Raw genomic sequence first — 25,303 nt, forward strand, 5'->3', positions numbered from 1 at the left:
GGCAACCCATGAGGAGACCCATGTCCGGGCTCACCCGTGCCAAGAAGGCCGCCGCCGCCGTCGCGGCCACCGCTGCCGCCGCCGCGACGGCGTTGATCGCCGCCCCCTCCGCCGTCGCCGCCCCGCAGCCGATCGTCGGCGGTACGACGACCACGACGTCCGCGTACCCGTTCATGATGCAGATCACCGACGCCTCGCAGAACCAGTTCTGCGGCGGCACCCTCGTCTCGCCCACCAAGGTGGTCACGGCCGCGCACTGCATGGTCGGCGAGACCACGAGCAGCGTGCGCGTGGTCGGCGGGCGCACCTACCGCAACGGCACCAACGGCACGGTCGCCAGAGTCAGCCGGATATGGATCCACCCCAGCTACAGAAGCGTCACCCGGGGCGACGACGTGGCCGTGCTGACCCTGTCGACGTCGATGCCGTACACCACGGCGCCCTACGTCTCCTCCTCCGACACCTCGGTGTACGCGGCCGGCACGACCGCCCGCATCGTCGGCTGGGGCACCACCTCCTCCAACGGCAGCTCCTCCAACCAGCTGCGCACCGCGACCGTGCCGACCGTCTCCGACACCAGCTGCCGCGGCTCCTACGGCAGCCGGTACGTGCAGAGCGACATGGTGTGCGCCGGCTACTCCTCCGGCGGTGTGGACACCTGTCAGGGCGACAGCGGCGGACCGCTGCTGATCGGCGGCCGGCTGGCGGGGATCACCTCCTGGGGCGACGGCTGCGCGGCGGCCGGCTACCCGGGCGTCTACACCCGGCTGACCACGTTCTCCGCGGACGTGACGGCACAGGTCAACGGGTGACGGACACCCCCATGAGTTCCTGAGCACCCCTCAGGTGGCAGACCAGGGGGCGTTGCGGGCTTCCACGAGCAGCCCGCAACGCCCCCTCTCCATGCCCGCGTTCACCCCCGTACGGTCCCGAAGCGGATGTCGTGCGCCGTCCCCGGGTGCAGCACGCGGAGCATCCGCTCCCCCTCCGCGACGACCTCGTCCCGCTGCCGCCCGCCGAGCCGGCCGAACGGCTCGATGACGAGGGCGTGTTCGTCCAGCCGCCACAGCCCCGCCAGGAACCCGTCGACGAGGAGGGTGCGGTGGGCGATGTTGCCCTGCCAGTGGCGGCCCCGGTACTCGGGCGGCACGACGCGGGTGCGGTCGGCGTGGGAGAGGAGCAGGTTGTCGAACTCGGGCAGGAAGCGCGGCGGGGCGGGGGTGTCCGGGTCGGGGCGGGGCGCGTCCGGCAGGTCGAAGAGCTCGACGCCGGTCTCGTCGCGGAAGGTGACGAGGTCCGGGCGGAGGCGTTCGAAGGCCTCGCGCAGCCGGGTCAGGCCGGCCCAGGTCTGCATGTCCTTCACGGAGGCCGGTCCGAAGGCGGCGAGGTAGCGCAGCACGGTGGCGTCCGGCGCCGGCGCCGGCTCGGCGGGCCCGCCCAGCCAGTGCTCGGCGGTGGTGAGCGTGACCTGGCCACTACGGCCCCACAGCCCGCGCGGGGTGATCTGCACGAGGGGGAGCTTGCAGCGGGCGGCGACGGAGAGGGACCCCGGGTCGGCGTCGGGCCACTCCTTCAGCAGGGCCTCGCGCAGCTGCTTCATGGTGCGCGGTTCCGCCTCGACGAGTTCACGGGCCAGGGCGGCGAGCCGGTCCAGGTCGACGCCCGCGAGCCCCTTGCGGAACTGGGTCAGCTCGCGGTCGCGGGCGGGCTGCACCAGGGGCCGCAGGGTGAGGCAGTCGCGGGCGGTGTGGGTGTGGATGGTCGAGCGCAGGGTGACGATGCGGGCGACGGCGCGGTCGGCCATCGGCCGGGACAGCGCCTCGGGAGTGAAGCCGTCGAGGCGGGCGGCGAGCGCGTAGTAGGGCGGCTTGACGTTCTGCGCCTGGAGCCCGACCAGGTGCGCGACCGCGTCCTCGGCGGACATCGGCGAGCGGCGCAGCAGCAGTTGCCGCTCGAGGGTGGCCCGGTTCAGCGCCCGCGTGCCGAGCGCCTGCTTCGTCGTCGTCATGTCCGCACGCTAGCGGCCGTCGCGGTCGGATGCTGTCCGCGATGGCCGCGGGCGTGCGGTGCTGATTGCCTCCCGCCGGAGCGGGCACCCGGGGCGCACTGTGTACGGGCGAGAGCGACCGGGACCGCGCAGGGTCCTGCTGACCGGGTGGTTCAGCTTCCGCGACGGGGAGGCGACCGCCGGGGACGTGCTGGCGCTGCGCCGCGTGGAGGAGGTGCTGCGGGGCGCCGGGATGGCGTACGACGTCGTCTGGAGCCCCGTTTTCCGGCCGGAGGCGCCGCACTTCGACGACGTACGGCCCGGCGACTACTCGCACCTGGTGTTCGTGTGCGGGCCGCTGCACGGGCCGCAGGTCGAGGAGCTGCACCGGCGCTTCGCGCACTGCGTGCGGATCGCCGTGGGGACGTCGGTGGTCGACCCGGGCAGCGCGGCCGTGACCGGCTTCCACCGCGTGCTGGCGCGCGACGCCCCCGGCAGCGAGCCGTCCGAGGACCTGGCGGCGCGCGCCCCGGCGGTGCCCGCGCGGCCCGTGGTCGGGGTGATCCTCACCCACGGGCAGCAGGAGTACGGGCGGCAGCGGCGGCACGGGCAGGTCGCGGAGCAGGTGACGCGCTGGCTGGCCGGGAAGGACTGTGCCCGGCTGGAGCTGGAGACCCGGCTGGACACCCGTGACTGGCATCTGAGCGCGACGCCCGCGCAGGTGCAGTCGGTGCTGGCCCGGCTCGACCTCGTCGTCACCGACCGGCTGCACGGGCTGGTGCTGGCGCTGCGGGTCGGCACGCCGGTGCTGGCGGTGGACCCGGTGGCGGGCGGCGCCAAGGTGACCGCGCAGGCCCGGGCCTGCGGCTGGCCCGCCCTGCTCGCCGCCGAGCGGCTGGACGCGCGCCGGCTGGAGCGGTGGTGGGACTGGTGTCTGACCTCGGGCCGGGTGGCCGCCCGGCAGGTGCGCGACGCGTTCCGTGAGGGGCGGGTGCCGGACGGGGCGGACCGGCTGGTGGAGGTGCTGGCGCCGCGCGCCGGCACCGGTTAGGCGGGACGGCTCCCGGGCACCCGGACGCAAGACGTACGACACCCGCCGGGCCCGGCTCCGCAAGGACGCCGAGGACTCCGGGGTCTCCGGCCAGGACGCCGACACGGCCGCCGACGAGGAACTGCGGGAGGGCGAAGGCCGGCGCAGCCGCGGCCCGCGCACGGAACGCGGACGCGGACGCGGCCCCAAGGGCGAACGCCCGGGGAGCGCGGGCTCAGCCGGTGTAGCGGCGGGCCGTGGAGGTGCGCTGGGCGGGTTCCAGGAGGCGCAGGCGGGACTCGACCTCGTGGGGGAGGACCCGGCGTTCGCGCAGGACCCAGGGCAGGGCCGCGGCGGCCTCGGCGAAGGCGCGCAGGGAGGCGGTGTCCCGGGGGACGGTGCGGGCCAGGTGCAGGGTGCGGCGCAGGGCGGAACGGGCCGGGCGGCGCAGCCAGGTGAACCACAGGGTGTTGCGGATGCCGTGCACCCGGCGCAGGGTGGCGTCCCGCGCGGCCGACGCCTGGTGGTGGACCGTCAGGTGATCGGCGTAGGTGAGCCACCAGCCGTCGGCCGCCAGGTCGGCGGCCAGCAGCTCCTCCTCGCCGCCGAGCCAGAGGCGCGGGTGGAAGCCGCCGGCGGTGCGGAAGGCGTCGGCGCGCAGGACGGTCGCGGCGGCCAGGAAGGAGCCGAGGGCGGGGCCGGGCAGCCAGGGCGGGCCGGGGACGGGCGATTCGCGCAGTTCGCGGACGATCGGGTCGTCGGTGCCGTCCGGTTCGACGATGATCCGCGCCGTGACCGAGCCGAGCGCGGGGTGCCGGTCGAGCAGGTCGGCGGCGCCGGCGAGGGAGCCGGGCGACCACCAGGAGTCGTCGTCGCAGAAGGCGACGTACGGCGTGCGGACGTCCCGTACGGCGAGGTTGCGGCCGACGGCGCCGAGGTTGCGGCCGGGGCGCAGCAGGCGGACGTCCGGGTGGTGGCGGGCGACGGCTTCCGCGGTGCCGTCGGTGGAGCCGTTGTCGGTGACGATCACCGGGGGTTCCTCGGGGAGGGCGGCGAGTTCGCCGAGGGTGCGCAGCAGTTCGGGGCGCCGGTCGTGGGTGATGACGACGACGGTCGTGCGGGGGTCGGTCATGCGGTCGTCCTCTCCGGCTCCAGCAGGCGGGCGGCCCGTTCCACGTGCGGGGGCAGCGGCCTGCGCTCGCGCAGGGCCGCCGGGAGGCGGGTGAGGGTCTCCCGCAGGGCGCGCCGGGCCTGGTCGTCGCCGCGCGCCTCGGCCGCGAGGGCTCCGGTGCGGGCGAGGGCGTACGGGACGGGGCGGCGCAGCCAGGCGGTCAGGACCGCGTTGCGGCGCTGGAGCGCCGGGCGGCCGGGGCGGACCGCGGGGGCCGGGTGGTGGTGGGCGACGACGTCGGGGCAGTGGGTGACGCCCCAGCCGCGCGCGGCCAGGTCGTAGGCGAGCAGGGTCTCCTCGCCGCCGAAGAACAGCAGCCGGTGGAAGCCGCCCGCGTCGAGATAGGCGTACCGGCGGACGACGGCACCGCAGGCGAGGAAGCCGAGCACCTGGGTGCCGGGGAGATCGGTGGCCGGGCCGAGGGGGGAGCCGGCGAGGACGTCGTTGAGCGGGTCGGGGTCCGCGTCCGGGCCGACGAGGGTGCGGGCGGCGAGCAGGCCGAGCCGGGGATGGGCGTCGAACAGCTCGGCCGCCCGGCCGAGGGCACCGGGCGCCCACCAGGAGTCGTCGTCGCTGAACGCCACGTACGGGGTGTCGAGGGCGCGGGCCCCGTGGTTGCGGGCGAGCGCGCCGTGGTTGACGGGCAGCGCCAGCACCCGCACCCCGGGGAAGTCCCGGGTGATCATGGCGCGGGTGCCGTCGGTGGAGGCGTTGTCGGCGACGAGGATCTCGGGCCGCTCGGGCAGGGAGCGCAGCTGCCGGAGGGTGACGGCGAGCCGCTCGCGGCGGTCGCGGGTGGCGATGACGACGCCGAGACGCGGGCGACGGGTCATGACGCGTGCTCCCTTCCGCCGGCCGGCCGCCCCACAGCCGCCGGGACGGGTCCCGGCAGCGCGCGTCCGGGCCGTCGGCGGTGGCCCGTGGGCGGGACGGTCATGGGGTGATCGCCCTTTCCGGGAGGCGTCCGCCGGGGAGCCGGCCGAGGGCGTGCAGGACCTCGTCGGGGGTGATCCGCAGGAGGGCCGGGTCGGGGTGGTGGCCGTGGGGGTCGCCCTCCGGGCCGTGCCACAGGGGGATGTGGCGGGGGTGCGCGGGCGGACCCCACCGGGTGGGCGGGACCGGGCCGAAGAGGGTGACCGTCGCGGTGGCGTGGGCGACCGCCAGGTGGGCGATGCCGGTGTCGCCGCTGACGACGGCGCGGGCGCCGGCGACGAGCGCGGAGAGCCGGCCGAAGGGCAGGCCGCCGGCGAAGACGTCGGTGTCGGGCAGCCGGGCCTCCTTGGCGAGCCGCGCCACCAGGTCGTCCTCGTCCGCTCCCCCGGTGACCACCACCCGCAGCCCGCGCCCGCGCAGGACCCCCGCGACGGTCGCGTACCGCTCCACGGGCCAGCGGCGCGCGGGTGCCCCCGCGCCGGGGTGCAGGACGACGGCGCCGGGGGCGGGGGACGCGGCGGCCGGCCGGGGGAGCAGCAGGTCGGTGGGGTCGGCGTCGATGCCGTACGAGCGGAGCAGCCGGCACCAGCGGTCCCGTTCGTGTTCGTCCGCGTACCAGGGCGGGCCCTCGATCTCCGGTGTCCCGGGGTGCGCGAACGCGAGCAGTCGCAGGGGGCGCAGGTCCTGCAGCAGGCGGTGGCTGGGCGGCCCGTTGCCGTGCAGGTCCACGGCGACGTCCGGGGGCGGCCCGGTCCAGTCGAGGGCGCGGGGTACGGTCCGCCCGGGCGCGGAGGCGGGCAGCACCCGGTCGACCGCTCCCGTGGCCCCGGCGACCGGCGCGAGCCCGGCGGGCGCCGCCAGCACGAGTTCGTGCCCGGGGAACCCGCGCCGCAGCGCCCGCAGCGCGGGAACCCCGGCGAGCAGGTCACCGAGCCCGAGGGCGCGCAGCACCAGGAGCCGTGGCCGTGGGCCGGCGGTGTCCCGTCGGGCGGACGGGGCGGGCGCCGCGTCGGCGCCTCCCGGTGCCGGCCCGGGTCCGCGCCCCGGCACCGGCCCGTGTTCCGCGGCCGTGGACACCCGTCCTTCACCCGGCCCGGCCGTGACCGGACCGCGCCCCGGCGGCCGGGCGGTGGCGCCGCGTCGCCCGGACGGCACGGGGGCCGCACCGCCCGGCACGCCCCGCACCGCGCCGGGCCCGCCGCCCCGCACCGCGCCGGGCCCGCCGCCCGGCACCGGCCCGCGGTCCGGCGTCGGGGCCGTGCGTGCCGCTGTCGCGGCCGGGCACCGGGAGTGCGGCGTACGACGCCCGCGGGCCGTCGCGGAGCCGGCCGCCGTGTCCGGTCACGGGCGGGTGCGCGGTCATCAGGCCACCTCTTCCGGTGTCGTGTGTGCGGTCAGCACCTGCCGGTGGACGTCCTCGACACCGTCGGCGACGCGGTCCCAGGTGTAGTGGGCCAGCACGCGTGCGCGTCCGGCGGTGCCGTGGCGGCGGCGGAGCGCGGCGTCGGCGAGGAGTTCCCGCACGGCGGCGGCGACCGCGCCGGGGTCCTGCGGCGGGACCAGCCGGCCGGTGGTGCCGTCGACGACGCTGTCGCGGTGGCCGCCGACGTCGGTGGCGACGACGGGGACACCGCACGCCATCGCCTCCAGCGGCACGATGCCGAACGGCTCGTAGACGGGGGTGCACAGCACCAGGTCGGCGCTGCCGACGAGGGCGGGCATGCCGGCCGGGTCGACCGCGCCGAGCAGCCGCACCCGGCCGGCGACGCCGGAGCGGTGCGCGAGGTGCCACAGCCTCCGGGCCTCCGGCTCGCGGGAGAGCCGTCCGGCGGCGGGACCGCCGGCGATGACGAGTTCGGTGTCCGGGATCCTCGTCAGTGCGCGGACGGCCTGGTCGTAGCCCTTGCGGCGGACCAGCCGGCCGCAGGCGAGCAGCCGGTGGCGCGCGCGGCGCGGGGGTGCGGACGTGCCGTCGGCGCCGGGGCGGAAGCGGCCGGCGTCCACGCCGCACGGCACCACCGACACGTGCTGTCCGGGCACTCCCATGGCGGCGAGTTCGTTCACCTCGTCGGTGCAGGTGGCGAGGACGCGGGCGCAGGTGCGGCCGATGTGCCGTTCGACGCCGAGCCGTTCGGGCGGGCTGGTGTCCCGGTGGCCCTGGTGGCGGCGCTCGACGGTGCCGAGGGCGTGGTACGTCTGCACGACCGGGAGGCCGTGCGGGCGTGCGCCGAACCGGGCGGCGAGGCCGGACATCCAGAAGTGGGCGTGCACGACGTCCGGCCGCTCCCGGCGCCAGGCCCGGGCGAGGTACGCGCCGAAGGCGGGCATGTGGGGCAGCAGTTCGTCCTTGGGCACGGATTCGGGCGGTCCGGCGGGCACGTGCTCGACGACCGCGCCGCCGGGCAGCTCCACCCGGTCGGGCAGGCCGGCCGCGTCACGGCGGGTGTACACCGTGACGCGGTGGCCGCGCCGGGCCAGCTCCTCGCCGAGCCGCGCCACGTACACGTTCTGGCCGCCGACGTCGACGCCGCCGGGCGCGGCGAGCGGGCTCGCGTGCTCGGACACCATGGCGATCCTCATCGGGTCACCTCCTTGAGCAGCCGCTCCCAGTCGTCCAGGAAGCGGGACAGCCCGTAGCGGGCGAGCGCCGCCGCGCGGGCGCGCTCACCGGTGCGGCGGGCGTGCTGCGGGTCGGCGGCGAAGTCCCGTACGGCGTCGGTCAGTACGTCGATCCGGTTGGACACCACGCCGGCGCCGGGCGGTACCGCCTCGGTGACCTCGGTGGTGGCGAGGGCGACGACGGGCATGCCCAGGTGCATCGCCTCCAGCAGGGACAGGCCGAGGGAGGTCCAGCGCACGGGGTGGACGTAGACCCGGCGGCGGGCCAGCGCCGCGTGCAGGTCCGCCTGGACCAGCTCGTACGAGCGGCAGCGGTCGGCGGGCAGGCCGAGGTGGCCGGCGAGCCCGTCGGTCTTCATCCCGAAGACGTCGAGGGGCGCGGCGTCGGCGAAGGCCGGCAGCAGGTCGGTGCCGGTGGTGCGGCCGCGCCGCACCGGCTCGTTGACGACGACGGCGGCGTGCGGGAGTTCACCGGTCCACCGCGGTCCGGGGTCGACGATGCCGTGCTCGATGACGGTGGTCCCCGTACTCCCGGCATCCCACATCAGGCGGTTGAAGTGGGTGACGTGGACGAGGGTGACGCCGGGGATGTCCGCCGCCGGGTGTCGGGTGTCGGGCACGTCGCCGTGCGGGGCGTTGTGCTCGAGGTAGACCAGCGGCGGGCGGCGGCCCAGCCACCGGTCGACCAGGGCGAGTTCGTGCGGCCGTTGCAGGACGACGACGTCGACGTGCTCCTCGCGCAGGCGTTCCGGGGGCACCTCGACGACCGAGTCGGGCCAGTCGAAGGTGCGGGCGCGGCCGAGTCCGTCGGGGCCGCGGTCCGGGGTGACGGGGACGAGGCAGGTGTGCGGGCCCTGCACGAAGGCCGTGGTCCACGACCCGTGCACGTGCCACAGCAGGATCCTCATGTCACCTCCACGAGCTTGTCGACGGCGGCGACGACGTCGAGCGCGGTCACGGTGTCCAGGCAGGGATGCCCGGGTACGGGGCAGCGCCGGGCGCGGGTCCCGGCGCACGGCGCGTCCTGGTCGCCGAGCAGCACGTACGGCACCCCGTACGGGCGCCAGCGCTCGGCGGGGACGACCGGCGCGAACAGGGACACCACCGGGGTGCCGACGGCGGCGGCGAGATGGGCGGGACCGGTGTTGCCGGTGACCGCGCAGGCGGCCCCGGCGAGCACGCCGGCGAGTTCGGCGGCTCCGGTGCGGCCGCCGAGGTCGACGGCCCGGTCGCCCGCGACGTACGCGGTCAGGTCCCGCTCCCCCGCGCCGCCGGTGACGACCACCCGGCGTCCGGCGGCGGTGAGTTCGCGCACCGCCTGCGCGCAGCGGTCGGGGCTCCAGGCGCGGGCGGGCACGCTGGCGCCCGGGTGGACGACGACGTACTCCCCTTCCCCGAGGCCGGTCAGCGCGCCGGTCGCGGGCGGCGGGAGCACCCGCAGCCGTCCGTCGTCGGCCCGGGGGAAACCGGCGGCTTCGGCGAGGTCGAGCGCGGCCTCCACCTCGTGGGCGTGGGGGGCGCGGTGGTGGCGTACGTCGAGGAGGGAGCCGGGATGGTCCTCGCTGTCGGCGGCGATGAAGCGGACGCCGGCCAGGCGCAGGAGGAGGGCGGTGGGCAGCGGGGACTGGTGGAAGGAGGTGAGGATCAGCGCACTGTCGGCGTCGACGGCGTCGACGGCGTCGACGACGGCGTCGATCTCCGCCCGGCTGACCTCGGGCGGCTGGAACCCGGTCCACGGCGAGTCCCAGACGAGCACCTCGTCCACCCCGGGCAGCAGCCGCGCGGCGGGCGCCCCGTGCGGCCCGCACAGCAGGGTCACGGTGTCGGCCCGGGCGGCGACGGCCCGCACGGCGGGCCCGGCGAGCAGCACGTCGCCGAAGCTGTCGAGCCGGGTGACGAGGGCTTTCACACGGACCTCCCCCGCAGCGGCCGCCCGGTCCCGCGGGCGTCCGCGTCCGGCCGGTCCCAGGGCGGGGCGGTGAGGAGCAGGCGCACCGCCGCCGGCAGGTCCGGAGCCAGGTGGGGAGCGGTGGAGGTCTCCTCGGGTCGGGTCTGCGGCGTGGGGACGAGGATGGCGTGGGCGCCGGCGCGTCGCGCGGCCTCCACGTCGGCGCCGATGTCACCGACGACGACGCAGTCGGCCGGGTCCGTGCGGATGCGGCCGGCGGCCCGGAGGATCATGCCCGGCCGGGGTTTGCGGCAGTGGCAGCCGTCGTCGGGGCCGTGCGGGCACATGGCCCAGACGTCGAAGGGGCCGAGGAGTTCGTCGACGCGCCGGTTGACGCGGCGGGCGTCGGCCTCGGTGAGCAGTCCGCGCGCGATGCCGGACTGGTTGGTGACGACGCCGGTGCGGATGCCGCGGGCGCGGAGCGCGTCGAGCGCCTCGCGGGCGCCGTCGACGGGCCGTACCAGGTCGGGGTCGGCGTTGTAGGGGACGTCGTGGACCAGCGTGCCGTCGCGGTCGAACAGCACCGCCCTCACCGGGCTCATCGGGCCACCTCCTGCCAGGCCGGGGCGTTGCGGTGGCGCCAGGCCCCGGCCAGCCGGTGCCAGGTGGCGGCGGGCGGGATGACGACGCTGGTGGCCAGCATGGTCGTCACCTCGTCGCGGGTGCGCGGCCCGGGCACGATGCGGGCGCGGGCGAACTCGGCGGTTCCGGCGGCCCAGCCGAGCGCGCAGGCGGTGGCCGCCCGGCGGTGCCCGGCGGCGGCGAGGGCGCAGGCGGCGGCACCGGCGGCGGTGATCGCGGCGTGCCGGCGGATCCGGCCGCGCGGCGCGACCGCCTTGTCCCACCAGTCGGGGCCGTGCAGGTGCCGCATCAGGGCGTCGTCGGCGTTGCCGCGCTGCTGCGTCACCGACGCCCAGCGGGAGGCGGGGCGCACCGGGTGCAGTGTGGTGCGGCGGCCCTTGCGGATGCGCCAGCCGGCGTCGAGCAGGCGCAGCGCGAGGTCGGCGTCCTCGCGGAAGGCGCGGGGGAAGCGTTCGTCGAAGCCGCCGACCTGCCGGAGGGCCTCGGTGCGGTAGGCCATGTCGGCGGTGATCCAGCGGGCCCGGGCGAGTTTGGCGGTGCCGCGTTCCCAGTCGGTGGGGCGGCGCCCGTCGGGCAGCGGCACGGTGATGACGCCCTGGATGCCGGCGGTGTCGGGGGACGCCTCCGTCAGGTCGTGCACGAGCTGTGCGCACCAGTGCGGCCCCACCTGGACGTCGTCGTCGAGGAAGGCGACCCAGGGCGCGGTGACGGTGCGCAGTCCGGTGTTGCGTGCGGCGGCGGGCCCCCGGCCGCCGGTGGCGACGGTGGTGGTGCGTTCGCGCAGGTCACCGAGGACGGTGAGCGCGTGGGCCAGCGCGTCGGGCGCGGGATCGGGGTCGGGCCGGTCGTCGACGAGGACGATCTCGTCGGGGCGCGGCCCGCGCGCCGCGGCCAGCGCGGCGAGGCAGTCGGCGAGGGTGTCCCGCAGCAGGGTGGGGATCACGACGGCGTACGACGTCATCCGAACGCCCTTTTCCGGGCCCTGGTACCGAGGATGCGCATCGGGGCTGTGCTCCGTCCCTCTGAGGCGTGGGGCTGCTACCGGGACGCGGGTGCCGCATTCGCGGTCGTGTCAAACACTTGGACACAGCTTGCCCCATGTGCACGGTTCGGGCATTTTTCCGCATCGGTCCAGGGAACGACCGCCCGGCGCGTGACGCCCCTCACACGGCGAGAACCACCCGAACGCGGGCACGCAAAACAGACTATACATCACGTGTATAGACGATATGTATAGTCCGCCCATGCCTTCTCTGACCAGGAAGATGAAGAAAACGGGGACCTCGTTCCGGGCGGCGGCGGTCATGGCCGCGACCACGGTTCTGACGCTGGCCCTGAGCGGCTGCACGCGACTGGAGACGACCGCCCCCAGCGCCGTCCGCGCCACCGACGTCCAGGCCCGCTTCGGCACCGTCGACTGCCGCAAGGCCAAGTGCATCGCGCTCACGTTCGACGCGGGTCCGAGCGAGCACTCCGCGCGGCTGCTGGACATCCTGAAGGAGGAGCAGGTCCCGGCGACCTTCTTCCTGCTGGGCAGGCGGCACATCGAGCGGTACCCGGAGCTGGTCCGGCGGATGGCCGACGAGGGGCACGAGGTGGCCAACCACACCTGGACCCACCGCCGCCTGACGGAGCTGGAGCCGGACGAGATACGCGAGGAGCTCGAACGCCCCAATGAGGAGATAGAACGCCTCACCGGCCGCCGTCCCACCCTCATGCGCCCGCCGCAGGGCCGCACCGACGACACCGTGCACGACATCAGCCGCGAGCTGGGCCTGTCGGAGGTGCTGTGGAGCGTGACCGCGAAGGACTACACGACCACCGACTCCGGCCTCATCACCCGCCGCGTCCTCGCCAAGGCCTCGCGCGACGGCATCATCCTGCTCCACGACCTCTACGACGGCACGGTCCCGGCCGTCCCCGGCATCATCGCCGAGCTGAAGAAACGGGGCTACGTGTTCGTGACGGTTCCCCAGCTGCTGGCCCCGGGGGAGGCGGAGCCGGGGGAGGTGTACCGGTAGCACCGGCACCACCGGGGACCGGACCCGGAAACAAGAGCACGTCGCGTGTGCCACGCGCCCGGGTGGCGCTTCCGTCCGCCCCGCCGTCGTCGTACACCGCGGCGGTCGAGCGCCACCTCACCGGTGCGGGCGTCGCGAAGTCCTCCGCCGCTCGACCGGAAACCCCTGTCGGCCTCTGCCCCGAGGGGACCGGCAGTCGTCGCGCCCGCCGGGTCGTGACGGCTTCGCGGACCCCTTCGCCCACCTTCCGGCGGACCCCCGATTCGACCTGTGTCGCGCATCACATCCGACCCGTGTCACGTCCGGGCCGCCTGCTCCCATCTGGTGGGCGTCGACAAGCGAACCGAGGAGGACGGAACCATGAGCACACGGCAGGAGACCGGCACGGCGACCGCGCACCGCGTGGTGATCCTGGGGGCCGGGTACGCGGGCGTGGCCGCAGCCGTTCAGCTCGCGGCCCGGGTGAAGCGGCGCGAAGGGGTGCGGGTGACGGTGGTGAACGCGCAGGAGCGGTTCACCGAGCGCATGCGGCTGCACATGACGGCGACCGGGCAGCGGCTCGCCGAGCTGAGCGTCCCGGAGCTGCTGGAGGGCACGGGCGCGCGGTTCGTGCGCGGCTGGGTGACGGCGGTGGACGCGGACGCGAAGACCGTGCGGATCGACGACGACCGGGTACTGCCCTACGACACCCTGGTGTACGGGCTGGGCGGCGTCGCCGACACCTCGGCGGTGCCGGGGGCCGAGGACCACGCGTACACCCTGAGCGGCGCCCAGGACGCCGAACTGCTGGCCGACCGGCTGGCGCGGCTCGGCAGCGGCACGGTGGTGGTCGCGGGCAGCGGGCTGACCGGCATCGAGTCGGCCGCGGAGATCGCCGAGCGGCACCCGCGGCTGAGCGTGGTGCTGCTGGGCAGGCAGGAGCCCGGTGCGGCCATGAACCCGAAGGCCAAGGCGTATCTGCACGCCGCGCTCGACCGGTTGGGCGTCCGGGTGCGCGCCGGCGTCGAGGTGGTGAAGGTGCTGCCCGACGCGGTGGAACTGGCGGACGGGGAGAGCATCGTCGCCGACGCGGTCCTGTGGACGAGCGGCACGCGGGTGTCGCCGCTGGCGGCCGCCGCCGGGCTGACCGTCGATGAGCGTGGACGCATCGTCACCGACGCCGCGCTGCGGTCGGTGTCCCACCCCGAGGTGTACGCGATCGGCGACGCGGCCGCGATTCGCCAGGGGTACGGCGTCATGCACGGCACCTGCCAGGGCGGCATGCCGACCGGGGTGCACGCCGCGCTGTCGATCGACCGGGTGCTCGGGGGCAGGCAGCCCAAGCCGTTCCGCTTCGGCTACTACCACACGCCGGTGAGCCTGGGACGCGGCGACGCCGTGGTGCAGTTCACCCGGCCCGACGACAGCCCGCGCCGGTTCTGCCTGACCGGCCGCACGGCCGTCCGGTACAAGGAGACGGTGACCGCCTCGCCCTGGCCGACGTACGGCCGTATGAAGAAGATGCCCGCCTCGGGCGCGTTCTGGCCCCGCGGGGGCCGCTTCACCCGGACCCGGGGGACCAAGTGACCGACCTGCCCGCCCACCCCGACCAGCAGGTCTTCCACGAGCACCGGCGGCTGTTGTTCTCCGTGGCCTACCGCCTCCTGGGCAGCGCCGCCGACGCCGAGGACGCGGTCCAGGACGCCTGGATCAAGTGGTCCGCCGCGGACCGCTCGCAGGTGGCCGACCCCAAGGCGTACCTGACACGGATCGTCTCGAACCTGGCGCTGGAACGGCTGCGCTCCACCCGGCACAAGCGGGAGACCTATGTGGGGCCGTGGCTGCCGGAGCCCGTCCTCACCGGAGGGGACGCCTCCGAGGTCGTCACGGACGCCGAGTCGGTGTCGATGGCCATGCTGGTGGTGCTGGAGACGCTCAGCCCGCTGGAGCGCGCGGTGTTCGTGCTGAAGGAGGTCTTCGACTTCAGCCACGCCGAGATCGCCGAGGCGGTGGAGCGTTCCGAAGTCGCGGTGCGGCAGGCCGCGCACCGGGCCCGCGAGCACGTGCGGGCCCGGCGGCCGCGCTTCGCCGCCGACCGGTCGCGGCAGCGCGAGGCCACCGAGCGGTTCTTCGCCGCCGCGACCGGCGGGGACGTCAACGCCCTGATGGAACTGCTTTCCCCGGACGTCACCCTGTGGACCGACGGCGGCGGCAAGGTCCGCCAGGCCCTGCGCCCGGTGGTGGGCGCGGCCACGGTGGCCACCTGGTTCGCGGCCATCGGCACCGTCACCTACCAGGGCGTCGAGCCCGCCGACATGAAAGCCGAACTCGTCGGGATCAACGGTGGGCCGGGCATCGTGTTCAGCGGGCCGGAACGCGTGATCGCCACCGTCACCTTCGACTTCGACGCCGACGGCCGTATCACCGCCATCCACAACGTGGCCAACCCGGACAAACTCCAGGCCGTCGCCGACGGCACCGCTCATGACCTCGGAACGCGGTGAGCGTCGTCACCGCGTGCTGCCGCCGGGCGCGAGCGGTGCCGGTACCACCGGGGACCGGGCCGGGCGGATGACCCGTACCCGGACGTGCCGACGGGCCAGGGGGATTTCCTAGGATTCCCCCGTGGCCACCTTCCAGCTCCAGCGCACGGCGCCCCTCCCCCTCGACGAGGCCTGGCGGCGACTCACGACGTGGTCACGCCACGGCGAGGTGGTCCCGCTGACCCGGATGACGGTGACCACTCCCCCGCCCGTCGGCGAGGGCACGAGGGTCGTCGCCCGCACGGGCCTCGGCCCGCTCTCCTTCGACGATCCGATGGACGTGACGGTGTGGCGGCCCCCGGAGGACGGCTCACCGGGGTACTGCCGTCTGGAGAAGCGCGGCCGTGTCGTCACCGGCTGGGCGGAGATCGAGGTACGGCCGGGGCCGGGCGGCCGGGCGCGGGTGATCTGGCGGGAGGACATCCGGGTCCGCTTCCTGCCCTCCTTCTGCGACGCGGTACTGGCGGGGGCGGGCCGCCGGATGTTCGGGCGGGCGGTGAACCGCCTGCTGCGGCAGGCGTGAGGGCTCCGGGGCGCTCAGGCCACCGACCCGGTCCGGCCCGCCGGCCCGGACGCGCTGTCGTGGTGGATCGGGGTGTGGGCCCCGGTGAGGGACACGCCGCTGCCGCCGCGCCGGCTCGCGACGATCTCCGCCGCGATGGACAGCGCCGTCTCCTCCGGTGTGCGGGCGCCCAGGTCCAGGCCGATCGGTGACCGCAGGCGGGCCAGCTCCGGTTCGGTCACGCCGACCTCGCGCAGCCGGGCGTCGCGGTCCAGGTGGGTGCGGCGGGAGCCCATGGCGCCGACGTACGCCACCGGCAGCCGCAGGGCGAGCTTCAGCAGCGGTACGTCGAACTTCGCGTCGTGGGTCAGGACGCACAGCACCGTGCGCGCGTCGACCGACGTGCGCTCCAGGTACTCGTGCGGCCACTCGACGACGATCTCGTCGGCCTCGGGGAAGCGGGCCTTCGTGGCGAAGACGGGCCGCGCGTCGCACACCGTGACGTGGTGGCCGAGGAACTTGCCCACCCGGACCAGCGCCGACGCGAAGTCGATCGCGCCGAAGACGATCATCCGGGGCGGGGGGAGCGAGGACTCGACCAGCAGCGTGAGCGGTGCTCCGCAACGCGAGCCCCCCTCTCCGATCTCCAGGGTGCCGGTGCGGCCGGCGTCCAGGAAGGCGCCCGCCTCGGCGGCCACCGTGCGGTCCAGCTCCGGACGGTCACCGAAGCCGCCCTCGTACGAGCCGTCCGGGCGGACCGTCAGCGCGCGGCCCGTCAGCTCCGCCGGTCCGCTCACGATCCGCGCCACCGCCACCGCCTCCCCCCGTGCGGCGGCGGCGAGCGCGGACGCGAGCACCGGACGGACGGGATCCGCCGCCCGTACCGGTGTGACCAGGATGTCGATGGTCCCGCCGCAGGTCAGACCCACGGCGAAGGCGTCCTCGTCGCTGTAGCCGAAGCGCTCCAGGACGGTGCCGCCGTCCCTCAGCGCCTGCTCGCACAGCGCGTACACCGCGCCCTCCACGCAACCGCCGGAGACCGAGCCGATCGCCGTGCCGTCGGCGTCCACCGCCAGCGCGGCTCCGGGCCGGCGGGGCGCGCTGCCGCCGACCGCCACCACGGTGGCCACCGCGAAGTCGCGGTCCTGCCCGGTCCACCGGTTCAGCTCCTCGGCGATGTCCAGCATGTCTCGGTCTCCTCGACTGCGGTTGCGTGACAGGTGCCCGTGAACGGCGGCTAGCGCACGCCCAGCCAGCTCTCGATCGGGGCGAGGGCGAAGTGGACGACGAAGATCAGCGTCAGGCCCCACATGAAGGCCCCGATCTCCCGCGCCTTGCCCTGGGCGGTCCTGACGGCGACGTAGGAGATGACCCCGGCGGCCACGCCCGCGGTGATCGAGTACGTGAACGGCATGATCACCACGGTCAGGAACACCGGGACCGCGGTGGCGCGGTCGGCCCAGTCGACATGGCGCGCGTTCGTCATCATCATCGCGCCGATCACCACCAGCGCGGCGGCGGCGACCTCGCCCGGCACGATCGCCGTCAGCGGGGTGAAGAACAGGCAGGCGGCGAAGAAGAGCCCGGTGACGACGGAGGACAGGCCGGTGCGGGCCCCCTCGCCGACGCCGGTCGCCGACTCGACGAACACCGTCTGGCCCGAGGCGCCGGAGACACCGCCGATCGCACCGCCGGCGCCGTCGATGAACAGCGCCTTGGACAGGCCCGGCATCCGGCCCTTGTCGTCGGCGAGCTTCGCCTCGGTGCCGACGCCGATGATCGTCGCCATCGCGTCGAAGAAGCCGGCGAGGACGAGCGTGAACACGATCATGCCGACCGTCATCGCGCCGACCTCGCCCCAGCCGCCGAACTCGACGTCCCCGAAGGCCGAGAAGTCGGGCATCGAGACCGCACCGCCGTGCAGTTCGGGGGCGCCGCTCGCCCACTGCTCCGGGTCGACGACCCCGAACGCGTTGAGCGTGACGGCCAGCAGGGTGCCGCCGCCGATGCCGATCAGGATGGCGCCGGGGATGCCGCGCGCCTGGAGCATGAAGACGGCGAGGAGGGTGACGGCGAACAACAGGACCGGCCAGCCCGCCAGTTCGCCCGCCGGGCCGAGGGTGACCGGGGTCGCCTCGCCCTGGTGCACGAAGCCGGCCTTGTAGAAGCCGATCAGGGCGACGAACAGGCCGATGCCCATGGTGATCGCGTGCTTCAACGCGAGCGGGATCGCGTTCATGATCATCTCGCGCAGGCCGGTGACCACGAGCAGCATGATGACCACGCCGTACATCACGCACATGCCCATGGCCTGCGGCCAGGTCATCACGGGCGCGACCTGCGAGGCGAGCACTCCGGAGACGGAGAGGCCGGCGGCGAGGGCGAGCGGCACCCTGCCGACGAGGCCCATCAGGAGCGTGGTGAGGGCGGCGGCGAAGGCGGTCGCCGTGATCAGGGCGGTGCGGCCGAGGGTGTTCCCGGCGGCGTCCTGGCCGGACAGGATCAGAGGGTTGAGGAGGAGGATGTACGCCATCGCCATGAAGGTGGTGACGCCGCCGCGCACTTCACGGGCGACGGTGGATCCTCTGCGGGTGATGTGGAAGTACCGGTCGAGCCAGGACCGGCCGGCGGGGACGCGGGGTCCCGCGTCCACGTCGTCGGCGGTGGTCGCCGGCTTGAGTGGCTGCTGGGTCATGTGGGCCTGCTCCCAAGGTTCATAGGGGCACCCTGACGCTGCCGCTCGGGGCAGGGTCGGGATGTGGGGAGGTGCACGACCCGGGGGACGGCCCGAGACGAACAAGGTGTACGGCGCCGGGGGCGACCGTGGGGTGGTGGTGACCTTGGGGTGGGGTCGCCTGCCCGGCGTCGGGGTGCCTCCCCCGCTCTCGGCTGCGCTCGAGCGGGAGGTACCCCCACCGCCCACCCGTGCCGCCCTGCGGCACGACTGCCCGCAGCGGCGCGCGGTGTTGGCACGTGTCTGCCTGTCGCGGCGGGCCTCGGCCTCTACACGGTTCCGGTGAGGTGTTCCGGGCGGACCGGGGTTCTGTTCAGTTCCAGGCCCGTCGCGTCGCGGATGGCCGCCAGGACCGCCGGGGTCGAGGACAGGGTGGGGGCCTCTCCGACGCCTCGGAGGCCGTACGGGGCGTGGTCGTCGGCGAGTTCGAGTACGTCGACGGGGATGGTCGGGGTGTCGAGGATGGTGGGGATGAGGTAGTCCGTGAAGGACGGGTTGCGTACCTTCGCGGTCTTCGGGTCGACGACGATCTCCTCCATGACCGCGACGCCCAGGCCCTGGGTGGTGCCGCCCTGGATCTGGCCGATCACGGACAGCGGGTTGAGCGCCTTGCCGACGTCCTGCGCGCAGGCCAGCTCGACGACCTTCACCAGGCCGAGTTCGGTGTCGACCTCGACGACGGCGCGGTGCGCGGCGAAGGAGTACTGGACGTGGCCGTTGCCCTGCCCGGTGCGCAGGTCGAAGGGCTCGGTCGGCCGGTGCCGCCACTCCTCCTCGACCTCGACGGCCTCGTCGCCGAGGACGTCCGCCAGGTCGGCGAGGACTTCGCCGCCGTCGGTGACGACCTTGCCGCCCTCCAGGAGGAGTTCGGCACTCGCCCAGGCCGGGTGGTACGACCCGAACCTGCGCCGGCCGAGTTCCAGCACCTTCTCCCGGACGAGCTCGCAGGCGTTCCTGACCGCGCCGCCGGTGACGTACGTCTGCCGGGACGCGGAGGTCGAACCCGCCGAGCCCACCCGCGTGTTCGCCGGGTGGATGGTCACCTGGCCGACGCCCAGCTCGGTGCGGGCGATCTGCGCGTGGACGGTGACGCCGCCCTGGCCGACCTCCGCCATCGCGGTGTGCACGGTCGCGACCGGCTCGCCGCCGACCACCTCCATGCGGACCCGGGCGGTGGAGTAGTCGTCGAAGCCCTCGGAGAAGCCGACGTTCTTGATGCCGACGGCGTAGCCGACCCCGCGGACGACGCCCTCGCCGTGCGTGGTGTTGGACAGGCCGCCCGGCAGCTGGCGCACGTCGGCGCCCTCGCTGGACTCCCACTGGCGCTCCGGCGGCATGGGCATCGCCTTGACGCGGCGCAGGAGTTCGGCGACCGGCGCCGGGGAGTCGACACGCTGCCCGGTGGGCATGAGGGCGCCCTGCTCCATGGCGTTGAGCTGCCTCAGCTCCACCGGGTCCATGCCGAGCCGTGCCGCCAGCTTGTCCATCTGCGCCTCGTACGCGAAGCACGCCTGGACCGCGCCGAAGCCGCGCATGGCGCCGCAGGGCGGGTTGTTGGTGTAGAGGGCGAGGGCCTCGATGTCGACGTCGTCGACGACGTACGGGCCGATGCCGAGCGAGGAGGCGTTGCCGACCACGGCCGGGGAGGCGGAGGCGTACGCGCCGCCGTCGAGGACGATGCGGCACGTGACGTGGGTCAGCTTGCCCTCACGCGTGGCCCCGTGCTCGTAGTACAGCTTGGCCGGGTGGCGGTGGACGTGGCCGAAGAAGGACTCGAAGCGGTTGTAGACGATCTTGACGGGCTTGCCGGTGCGCAGGGCCAGCAGGCAGGCGTGGATCTGCATGGACAGGTCCTCACGTCCGCCGAAGGCGCCGCCGACGCCGGCCAGGGTCATCCGCACCTTGTCCTCGGGCAGGCCGAGGACGGGCGCGATCTGGCGCAGGTCGGAGTGGAGCCACTGGGTGGCGATGTAGAGGTGGACGCCGCCGTCCTCCTCGGGGACCGCGAGGCCGGACTCGGGGCCGAGGAAGGCCTGGTCCTGCATGCCGAAGGTGTACTCGCCCTCGACGATCACGTCCGCGCGGCGCCGGGCCGCGGCCACGTCGCCGCGCACGATGGGCTGGCGGTGGACGATGTTGGGGTGCGGGACGTGGCCGCTGTGGTGGTCGTCGCGGTTCTCGTGGACGAGGACCGCGTCGGGGGCGAGGGCGGAGGCCTCGTCGGTGATGACGGGCAGGTCGCGGTACTCGACCTTGATCTTCGCGGCGGCGCGGCGGGCGGTCTCCGGGTGGTCGGCGGCGACGATCGCGACCGGTTCGCCGTGGTGGCGGACCTTGCCGTGGGCGAGGACGGGGGTGTCCTGGATCTCCAGGCCGTAGTTCTTCACGTCGGTCGGCAGGTCGTCGTACGTCATCACGGCGTACACGCCGGGGGTGGCGAGGGCCTCACTGGTGTCGATCGACACGATCTCGGCGTGGGCGACGGTGGAGCGCAGGATGTGGCCCCACAACATGTCCTCGTGCCACATGTCGGAGGAGTACGCGAACTCGCCGGTGACCTTGAGGGTGCCGTCGGGGCGGAGGGTGGACTCGCCGATGCCGCCCCTGGTCCCCGAGCCCTGTGTGATCGTGGTGGGAATCCCGTTCGTCGGCATGCTCAGGCCCCCTCGGACTGGCGGGCGGCGGCCAGGCGGACCGCGTCCATGATCTTCTCGTAGCCGGTGCAGCGGCACAGGTTGCCCGACAGGGCCTCGCGGATGTCCGCGTCGGTCGGATCGGGGTTGCGCTCGAGCATCTCGTCGGCGGCGACCAGCAGACCCGGGGTGCAGAAGCCGCACTGGACGGCGCCGGCGTCGATGAACGCCTGCTGGACCGGGGAGAGTTCGGTGCCCTCGCCGGTCTGCGAGTCGGTGCCCCGGGCCTGCCACCCCTGGGCCTCGTCCAGTGAGGTGCCGCGGGCGCCGGTGCCGCGGGAGCGCTGCTCGGCGAAGTCCGCCAGGCCCTCCACGGTGACGACCTCGCGGCCCTGGACCTGACCGGCGGCGACGAGACAGGAGCACACGGGCACGCCGTCGAGCCGCACGGTGCACGATCCGCACTCGCCCTGCTCGCAGGCGTTCTTGGACCCCGGCAGGCCCAGCCGCTCGCGCAGCACGTACAGCAGGGACTCGCCCTCCCAGACGTCGTCGGCTTCCTGGGGGCGTCCGTTGACGGTGAAGTCGATGCGCATTACGCGGCTCCCTCCGTGCTGCGGTGGGCGCCGCGGTACGACTCCCAGGTCCAGGTCAGGGTGCGGCGGGCCATGACACCGACCGCGTGACGGCGGTAGCCCGCGGTGCCGCGCACGTCGTCGATCGGGTTGCAGGAGGCGGCGCACAGGTCCGCGAACCGCTTCGCGACGGACGGGGTGATGACCTTCCCGTTGTCCCAGAAGCCGCCCTCCTCCAGCGCCGCGTTCAGGAACTCCTCGGCGGCCCGCGCCCGGACGGGCGTCGGGGCGGCCGAGCCGATGCCCGTGCGCACCGTCCGTGTCCCGGGGTGCAGGGCGAGGCCGAAGGCGCACACGGCGATGACCATGGCGTTGCGGGTGCCGACCTTGGAGTACTGCTGCGGTCCTTCGGCCTTCTTGATGTGGACGGCGCGGATCAGTTCGTCGGGCGCCAGCGCGTTGCGCTTCACTCCCGTGTAGAACGCGTCGATGGGGATGCGCCGCGAGCCGCGCACCGACTCGGCCTCGACCTCGGCTCCGGCGGCGAGCAGCGCCGGGTGGGCGTCGCCGGCCGGTGAGGCGGTGCCGAGGTTGCCGCCGACGCCGCCGCGGTTGCGGATCTGCGGGGAGGCGACCGTGTGGGAGGCGAGGGCGAGGCCCGGCAGCTCGGCGCGCAGGTGCTCCATGATCCGCGCGTACGGGACGGAGGCGCCGAGCCGTACGCTGTCCTCGCCGACCTCCCACTCGTACAGGTCGCCGACGCGGTTCAGGTCCATGAGGTACTCGGGCCGGCGGTGGTCGAAGTTGATCTCGACCATCACGTCGGTGCCGCCCGCGATCGGCACAGCGGCGGGGTGCTCGGCCTTCGCGGCGAGCGCCTCCTCCCAGCTGGCGGGGCGAAGGAAGTCCATGACCGGCTCTCTTCTTCGTCTCGTGGGGCGTACGGATCGAGCCAATCCGTGTGCGGCGGGCCCGGCTCGTTCCTGTGCGGTTCACTCGGAGTGCGGCCAGTACACCGCCGTGCCCTCCACGGGGGTCAGTCACGGAAACCATGAAGGAGTTGGCTGGCCAGCGAGGGCATCTTGTAGATTCGTATGAACGGAGGTCCTCTGCAACCTCCCCACCTTCCTCCGGAAACAGGGGCCACGGTCCAGGACACGGCCGACACCGCTGATCAGCCACCCGACGGGCCCTCTCCGGAAGATCCCTCCACGGTCCATCGCAGGTATCGAGACAAGAAACGACGGAGACGAGAATGCGGCTGCGCGCACTGCTGGACACCGACGCGCTGGGCCTGAGGCTGCTCGGCGGCGAGGACGAGCTGGAGCGCGGGGTGCGCGGGGTGATGACCACCGACCTGAGAGACCCCAGCCGCTATCTCTCCGGCGGGGAACTGGTGCTCACGGGCCTGGCCTGGCGCCGGGACGCGGCGGACTCCGAGCCGTTCGTACGGATCCTGGCGCAGGCCGGGGTGGCCGCCGTCGCGGCCGGTACGGCGGAGCTGGGCGACGTGCCGGACGACCTGGTCGTGGCCTGCGCGCGGCACCGGCTGCCGTTGTTCGCGGTGCACGAGTCGGTGGCCTTCGCGACCATCACCGAGCATGTCGTGCGGCAGGTCTCCGGTGAGCGCGCCGGTGACCTGGCGGCCGTGGTGGACCGGCACCGGCGGATGATGACCTCCGGTCCGGCGGGCGGCGGCCCGGAGGTCGTGCTCGACCTGCTGGGCTCGGACCTGGACCTGCGGGCGTGGGTGCTCTCGCCCACGGGCCGGCTGATCGCGGGGTCGAAGGCGGCGGGCCCGTCCCTGCCCGCCGACGTGTGCGCGCGGCTCGCCGCGGAGCAGCTGGCGGCCTCCCGCACCGGCCGGCGCGGCCCGCACCGGGTCACGCAGGGCCAGACGACGTACAGCCTCTTCCCGGTGCGCGGCAGCGGGCGTTCCGCTCCGGCGTCGCATGACGTGCGCGAGACGGTGCTGTCGGACTGGGTGCTGGCGGTCGAGGCGGACGCCGGGGACTGGGCCGAGGAGCGGCTGGATCTGCTGCAGGGCGTCACCCAGCTGATCGCCGTCGAACGGGACCGCAGGGACGCGGCGCGCACGGTGCGGCGCCGGCTCGCGCAGGAGGTGCTGGAGCTGGTGCAGACGGGCGCCGCACCCGCCGAGATCGCGGCACGGCTGCGGGTGGCCGCGCCGGTGCTGCTGCCCGGGCTCGGGGCCGCACCGCACTGGCAGGTCGTGGTGGCCCACGTCGACTGGGACGGCGGGGAGGTCGACGGCGGGCCGGTGGCCCAGGCGCTGCTGGAGGAGATCCTGGTCGACCCGGGGGCCACGGGACCCGAGCACTCCGACCGCATCGCGGTGGCCCACACCGGCGACGAGGCGGTCGCCCTCGTACCGCTGCCCGCGGTGACCGGCGAGCACGACGGCCCCGGTACCGGCATCCTCGCCGACGCGCTCCTCGCGTCCGTGCGCGACCCGCTCACGGCCGGGCTCGACGGCGACGGCCGGCTCACCCTCGGCGTCTCCGCCGCCGTGCACTCGGCGGAGGGACTGCGCGGGGCGCTGGAGGAGGCACGGCACGCCCGGCGCGTGGCCGCGGCCCGTCAGGGCCGGGTCTGCGCGGCCGGCCACCAGGAGCTCGCCTCGCACGTCCTGCTGCTCCCCTTCGTCCCCGACGACGTACGGCGCGCCTTCACGGCCCGCCTCCTGGATCCCCTGCGGGACTACGACCGCCGGCACCGCGCCGAGCTGATCCCCACCCTGGAGGCGTTCCTCGACTGCGACGGCTCCTGGACCCGCTGCGCGTCCCGTCTCCACCTGCACGTCAACACGCTGCGCTACCGCGTCGGCCGCATCGAGCAGCTGACGGGCCGTGACCTGTCCCGGCTGGAGGACAAGCTGGACTTCTTCCTCGCGCTGCGGATGAGCTGAACCCGTCCGGACGCGGGCGCGCATTCGGGCGCGCGATTCGCGTCCGCGATCCAGGACTTTGTGAAATCCTTCACCCACCCTCTTGGCCGGGCCCGGTGGTTCGTGCTGAGATGCGGCCACCACTCAACAGCTCGATGGCGTGCTCGGGGAGGGCAACGTGGCGCATACCGCCATGTCCGGTGACGGAACGACCGCCGATGACGACCCCCTCCAGACGGCGGTGTGGCGGCTGCGCTCCCGCGCCTGCTGGGCCGACGCCGCCGCCCTGCTCGAACCGGCCGGCCCGGACGCGGCGCTGCAGCGGGCGTCGCTGCTGGTGGAGCGGTGCCTGTACACCGAGGCGGGGTGGGAGGAGGCCGAGGACGCGCTGCGTACGGCCGAGGCGTCGGCGCACAGCGACGACGAACGGGGGGCCGCCGCTTGTGAACGCGGCTACCTGGCCTACGCCGCCACGCTGTTCCAGGTCCGCGACCGTGCCGACGAGGCGCGGGCCGCGCTCGGCCGGGCGGCGGCGCTGATCGCTCCGGGCGCGGCGGGGCGGGCCCTGCTGGACTTCCGGCGCGGGCTGATCGCCGAGAACCTCACCCGGTCGCCGCAGGCGGCACGGGCCGCGTACCGGCGCGCCCACGCGGGCGCCACCGCGCACGCCGACCCGCTGCTGCTCTCGGCGACCTGGCGCCACCTGGCCGGACTCGCCCTGCGTGACGGTGAGTTGGCGGAGGCCCGGCACGGCTTCGCCGAATCCCTGCGCATCCGCGAGGAGTTGGGCTACCTCGTCGGCACGGCCCCGGCCCTGGTCTCCCTGGCCGACACGGAGACCGAACCGGAGGCCTCCCGCCTCCGCGAGGAGGCCCGCCGCCTCTTCCGCCTCCTGGGCGGCGTCCCCACCTGGCTGGCCCGCCAGCTGGCCCCACCGGGGGCGGCGACGGCGTAGGGATGTCGCCCCGCCGCCCCTTCCCTTCCCGTCCTTGGGGGCTGCGCCCCCAGACCCCCCTTCGGCCCTGAACGGGCCTCGTCCTCAAACGCCGGACGGGCTGACTTCCAGCCCCTCCGGCGTTTGAGGAGCGGGGGTCCGGGGGCAGCGCCCCGGGGTCGGGACGGGAAGAGGCGGCGGGGG

23 protein-coding genes are annotated in these 25,303 nt (G+C 74.8%); 8 read left to right on the top strand and 15 right to left on the bottom strand.

Annotated features, from left to right (window positions below; translation table 11 throughout):
* Positions 1-20 precede the first annotated feature (20 nt).
* Positions 21-812, top strand: a complete 792-nt coding sequence (locus KUM38_RS07540) for a trypsin-like serine protease (protein WP_217128495.1) — start codon at positions 21-23, stop codon at positions 810-812.
* A 101-nt stretch (positions 813-913) separates the two neighbouring features.
* Here the strand turns inward: KUM38_RS07540 and KUM38_RS07545 are convergent, their stop codons facing one another.
* Entirely contained in the window at positions 914-2,008 is a 1,095-nt protein-coding gene (locus KUM38_RS07545; RefSeq protein WP_217128496.1) for a winged helix DNA-binding domain-containing protein, read from the bottom strand.
* A 100-nt stretch (positions 2,009-2,108) separates the two neighbouring features.
* Here KUM38_RS07545 and KUM38_RS07550 point away from each other — a divergent pair, with 100 nt between their 5' ends.
* On the top strand, positions 2,109-3,038 hold the full coding sequence (locus KUM38_RS07550; RefSeq protein ID WP_217128497.1) for a polysaccharide pyruvyl transferase family protein: 930 nt from the start codon (positions 2,109-2,111) through the stop codon (positions 3,036-3,038).
* Between the two features lie 214 nt (positions 3,039-3,252).
* Here KUM38_RS07550 and KUM38_RS07555 read toward each other — a convergent pair whose 3' ends face one another.
* The 9 genes from KUM38_RS07555 to KUM38_RS07595 all read right to left on the bottom strand — a co-directional run bounded on the left by KUM38_RS07555 (position 3,253) and on the right by KUM38_RS07595 (position 11,231).
* A complete protein-coding gene (locus KUM38_RS07555; RefSeq protein WP_217128498.1) occupies positions 3,253-4,149 on the bottom strand; it encodes a glycosyltransferase family 2 protein in 897 nt (298 codons plus the stop codon).
* Entirely contained in the window at positions 4,146-5,021 is an 876-nt protein-coding gene (locus KUM38_RS07560) for a glycosyltransferase family 2 protein (RefSeq protein ID WP_217128499.1), read from the bottom strand. Before KUM38_RS07560 ends, KUM38_RS07555 begins: the two co-directional genes overlap by 4 nt.
* A 100-nt stretch (positions 5,022-5,121) precedes the next feature.
* Entirely contained in the window at positions 5,122-6,075 is a 954-nt protein-coding gene (locus KUM38_RS07565; RefSeq protein WP_217128527.1) for a glycosyltransferase family 9 protein, read from the bottom strand.
* 130 nt (positions 6,076-6,205) lie between these two features.
* Positions 6,206-6,484: a hypothetical protein gene (locus KUM38_RS07570; RefSeq protein WP_217128500.1), complete on the bottom strand. Its 279-nt coding sequence runs from the start codon at positions 6,482-6,484 to the stop codon at positions 6,206-6,208.
* Positions 6,484-7,701: a glycosyltransferase gene (locus KUM38_RS07575; RefSeq protein WP_217128501.1), complete on the bottom strand. Its 1,218-nt coding sequence runs from the start codon at positions 7,699-7,701 to the stop codon at positions 6,484-6,486. Before KUM38_RS07575 ends, KUM38_RS07570 begins: the two co-directional genes overlap by 1 nt.
* Positions 7,698-8,648 carry a glycosyltransferase gene (locus tag KUM38_RS07580; RefSeq protein ID WP_217128502.1) on the bottom strand — a complete coding sequence of 317 codons (951 nt, stop codon included), beginning with the start codon at positions 8,646-8,648 and terminating at the stop codon, positions 7,698-7,700. The genes KUM38_RS07575 and KUM38_RS07580 overlap by 4 nt, the downstream gene beginning before the upstream one ends.
* Complete coding sequence (locus tag KUM38_RS07585) at positions 8,645-9,649, bottom strand: glycosyltransferase family 9 protein (protein ID WP_217128503.1); 1,005 nt, start codon at positions 9,647-9,649, stop codon at positions 8,645-8,647. The genes KUM38_RS07580 and KUM38_RS07585 overlap by 4 nt, the downstream gene beginning before the upstream one ends.
* Positions 9,646-10,230 (bottom strand): HAD-IIIA family hydrolase, encoded by a 585-nt coding sequence (locus tag KUM38_RS07590; RefSeq protein WP_217128504.1) that lies wholly within the window; start codon positions 10,228-10,230, stop codon positions 9,646-9,648. Before KUM38_RS07590 ends, KUM38_RS07585 begins: the two co-directional genes overlap by 4 nt.
* Positions 10,227-11,231, bottom strand: coding sequence for a glycosyltransferase family 2 protein (locus KUM38_RS07595; protein ID WP_217128505.1), 1,005 nt, complete (start codon positions 11,229-11,231; stop codon positions 10,227-10,229). The genes KUM38_RS07590 and KUM38_RS07595 overlap by 4 nt, the downstream gene beginning before the upstream one ends.
* A gap of 283 nt (positions 11,232-11,514) precedes the next feature.
* Here KUM38_RS07595 and KUM38_RS07600 point away from each other — a divergent pair, with 283 nt between their 5' ends.
* The 4 genes from KUM38_RS07600 to KUM38_RS07615 all read left to right on the top strand — a co-directional run bounded on the left by KUM38_RS07600 (position 11,515) and on the right by KUM38_RS07615 (position 15,336).
* Complete coding sequence (locus KUM38_RS07600) at positions 11,515-12,291, top strand: polysaccharide deacetylase family protein (RefSeq protein ID WP_217128506.1); 777 nt, start codon at positions 11,515-11,517, stop codon at positions 12,289-12,291.
* 360 nt (positions 12,292-12,651) lie between these two features.
* Positions 12,652-13,857, top strand: a complete 1,206-nt coding sequence (locus KUM38_RS07605) for an NAD(P)/FAD-dependent oxidoreductase (RefSeq protein WP_217128507.1) — start codon at positions 12,652-12,654, stop codon at positions 13,855-13,857.
* Positions 13,854-14,774 carry an RNA polymerase sigma-70 factor gene (locus KUM38_RS07610; protein WP_217128508.1) on the top strand — a complete coding sequence of 307 codons (921 nt, stop codon included), beginning with the start codon at positions 13,854-13,856 and terminating at the stop codon, positions 14,772-14,774. Before KUM38_RS07605 ends, KUM38_RS07610 begins: the two co-directional genes overlap by 4 nt.
* 121 nt (positions 14,775-14,895) lie before the next feature.
* Positions 14,896-15,336: an SRPBCC family protein gene (locus KUM38_RS07615; RefSeq protein WP_217128509.1), complete on the top strand. Its 441-nt coding sequence runs from the start codon at positions 14,896-14,898 to the stop codon at positions 15,334-15,336.
* A 14-nt stretch (positions 15,337-15,350) separates the two neighbouring features.
* On the opposite strand, the gene KUM38_RS07620 is transcribed toward KUM38_RS07615, so the two are convergent.
* From KUM38_RS07620 to KUM38_RS07640, 5 genes are all read right to left on the bottom strand, one after another.
* The gene (locus KUM38_RS07620; protein WP_217128510.1) at positions 15,351-16,502 is read right to left on the bottom strand and encodes an XdhC family protein; all 1,152 of its coding nucleotides are present in this window, start codon (positions 16,500-16,502) and stop codon (positions 15,351-15,353) included.
* Positions 16,503-16,552: 50 nt separating this feature from the next.
* Positions 16,553-18,010 (bottom strand): NCS2 family permease, encoded by a 1,458-nt coding sequence (locus KUM38_RS07625; RefSeq protein ID WP_217128511.1) that lies wholly within the window; start codon positions 18,008-18,010, stop codon positions 16,553-16,555.
* A gap of 308 nt (positions 18,011-18,318) precedes the next feature.
* Positions 18,319-20,703 carry a xanthine dehydrogenase family protein molybdopterin-binding subunit gene (locus KUM38_RS07630; RefSeq protein WP_217128512.1) on the bottom strand — a complete coding sequence of 795 codons (2,385 nt, stop codon included), beginning with the start codon at positions 20,701-20,703 and terminating at the stop codon, positions 18,319-18,321.
* 2 nt (positions 20,704-20,705) lie between these two features.
* A complete protein-coding gene (locus tag KUM38_RS07635) occupies positions 20,706-21,278 on the bottom strand; it encodes a (2Fe-2S)-binding protein (RefSeq protein ID WP_217128513.1) in 573 nt (190 codons plus the stop codon).
* Complete coding sequence (locus KUM38_RS07640; protein WP_217128514.1) at positions 21,278-22,168, bottom strand: xanthine dehydrogenase family protein subunit M; 891 nt, start codon at positions 22,166-22,168, stop codon at positions 21,278-21,280. The genes KUM38_RS07635 and KUM38_RS07640 overlap by 1 nt, the downstream gene beginning before the upstream one ends.
* Before the next feature lie 344 nt (positions 22,169-22,512).
* Here KUM38_RS07640 and KUM38_RS07645 point away from each other — a divergent pair, with 344 nt between their 5' ends.
* Positions 22,513-24,186: a PucR family transcriptional regulator ligand-binding domain-containing protein gene (locus KUM38_RS07645; RefSeq protein ID WP_217128515.1), complete on the top strand. Its 1,674-nt coding sequence runs from the start codon at positions 22,513-22,515 to the stop codon at positions 24,184-24,186.
* 157 nt (positions 24,187-24,343) lie between these two features.
* Entirely contained in the window at positions 24,344-25,120 is a 777-nt protein-coding gene (locus KUM38_RS07650; protein ID WP_217128516.1) for a hypothetical protein, read from the top strand.
* Positions 25,121-25,303 lie beyond the last annotated feature (183 nt).

This window comes from Streptomyces sp. AC558_RSS880 (assembly GCF_019049255.1).
Taxonomy (GTDB): Bacteria; Actinomycetota; Actinomycetes; order Streptomycetales; family Streptomycetaceae; genus Streptomyces.

Coding starts and splice junctions, on each gene's coding strand:
- KUM38_RS07575 (WP_217128501.1), bottom strand. CDS start 7,701: ATGAGGATCGCCATGGTGTCCGAGCACGCGAGCCCGCTCGCCGCGCCC.
- KUM38_RS07595 (WP_217128505.1), bottom strand. CDS start 11,231: ATGACGTCGTACGCCGTCGTGATCCCCACCCTGCTGCGGGACACCCTC.
- KUM38_RS07600 (WP_217128506.1), top strand. CDS start 11,515: ATGCCTTCTCTGACCAGGAAGATGAAGAAAACGGGGACCTCGTTCCGG.
- KUM38_RS07560 (WP_217128499.1), bottom strand. CDS start 5,021: ATGACCCGTCGCCCGCGTCTCGGCGTCGTCATCGCCACCCGCGACCGC.
- KUM38_RS07625 (WP_217128511.1), bottom strand. CDS start 18,010: ATGACCCAGCAGCCACTCAAGCCGGCGACCACCGCCGACGACGTGGAC.
- KUM38_RS07545 (WP_217128496.1), bottom strand. CDS start 2,008: ATGACGACGACGAAGCAGGCGCTCGGCACGCGGGCGCTGAACCGGGCC.
- KUM38_RS07555 (WP_217128498.1), bottom strand. CDS start 4,149: ATGACCGACCCCCGCACGACCGTCGTCGTCATCACCCACGACCGGCGC.
- KUM38_RS07605 (WP_217128507.1), top strand. CDS start 12,652: ATGAGCACACGGCAGGAGACCGGCACGGCGACCGCGCACCGCGTGGTG.
- KUM38_RS07570 (WP_217128500.1), bottom strand. CDS start 6,484: ATGACCGCGCACCCGCCCGTGACCGGACACGGCGGCCGGCTCCGCGAC.
- KUM38_RS07635 (WP_217128513.1), bottom strand. CDS start 21,278: ATGCGCATCGACTTCACCGTCAACGGACGCCCCCAGGAAGCCGACGAC.
- KUM38_RS07620 (WP_217128510.1), bottom strand. CDS start 16,502: ATGCTGGACATCGCCGAGGAGCTGAACCGGTGGACCGGGCAGGACCGC.
- KUM38_RS07645 (WP_217128515.1), top strand. CDS start 22,513: ATGCGGCTGCGCGCACTGCTGGACACCGACGCGCTGGGCCTGAGGCTG.
- KUM38_RS07590 (WP_217128504.1), bottom strand. CDS start 10,230: ATGAGCCCGGTGAGGGCGGTGCTGTTCGACCGCGACGGCACGCTGGTC.
- KUM38_RS07580 (WP_217128502.1), bottom strand. CDS start 8,648: ATGAGGATCCTGCTGTGGCACGTGCACGGGTCGTGGACCACGGCCTTC.
- KUM38_RS07540 (WP_217128495.1), top strand. CDS start 21: ATGTCCGGGCTCACCCGTGCCAAGAAGGCCGCCGCCGCCGTCGCGGCC.
- KUM38_RS07640 (WP_217128514.1), bottom strand. CDS start 22,168: ATGGACTTCCTTCGCCCCGCCAGCTGGGAGGAGGCGCTCGCCGCGAAG.
- KUM38_RS07630 (WP_217128512.1), bottom strand. CDS start 20,703: ATGCCGACGAACGGGATTCCCACCACGATCACACAGGGCTCGGGGACC.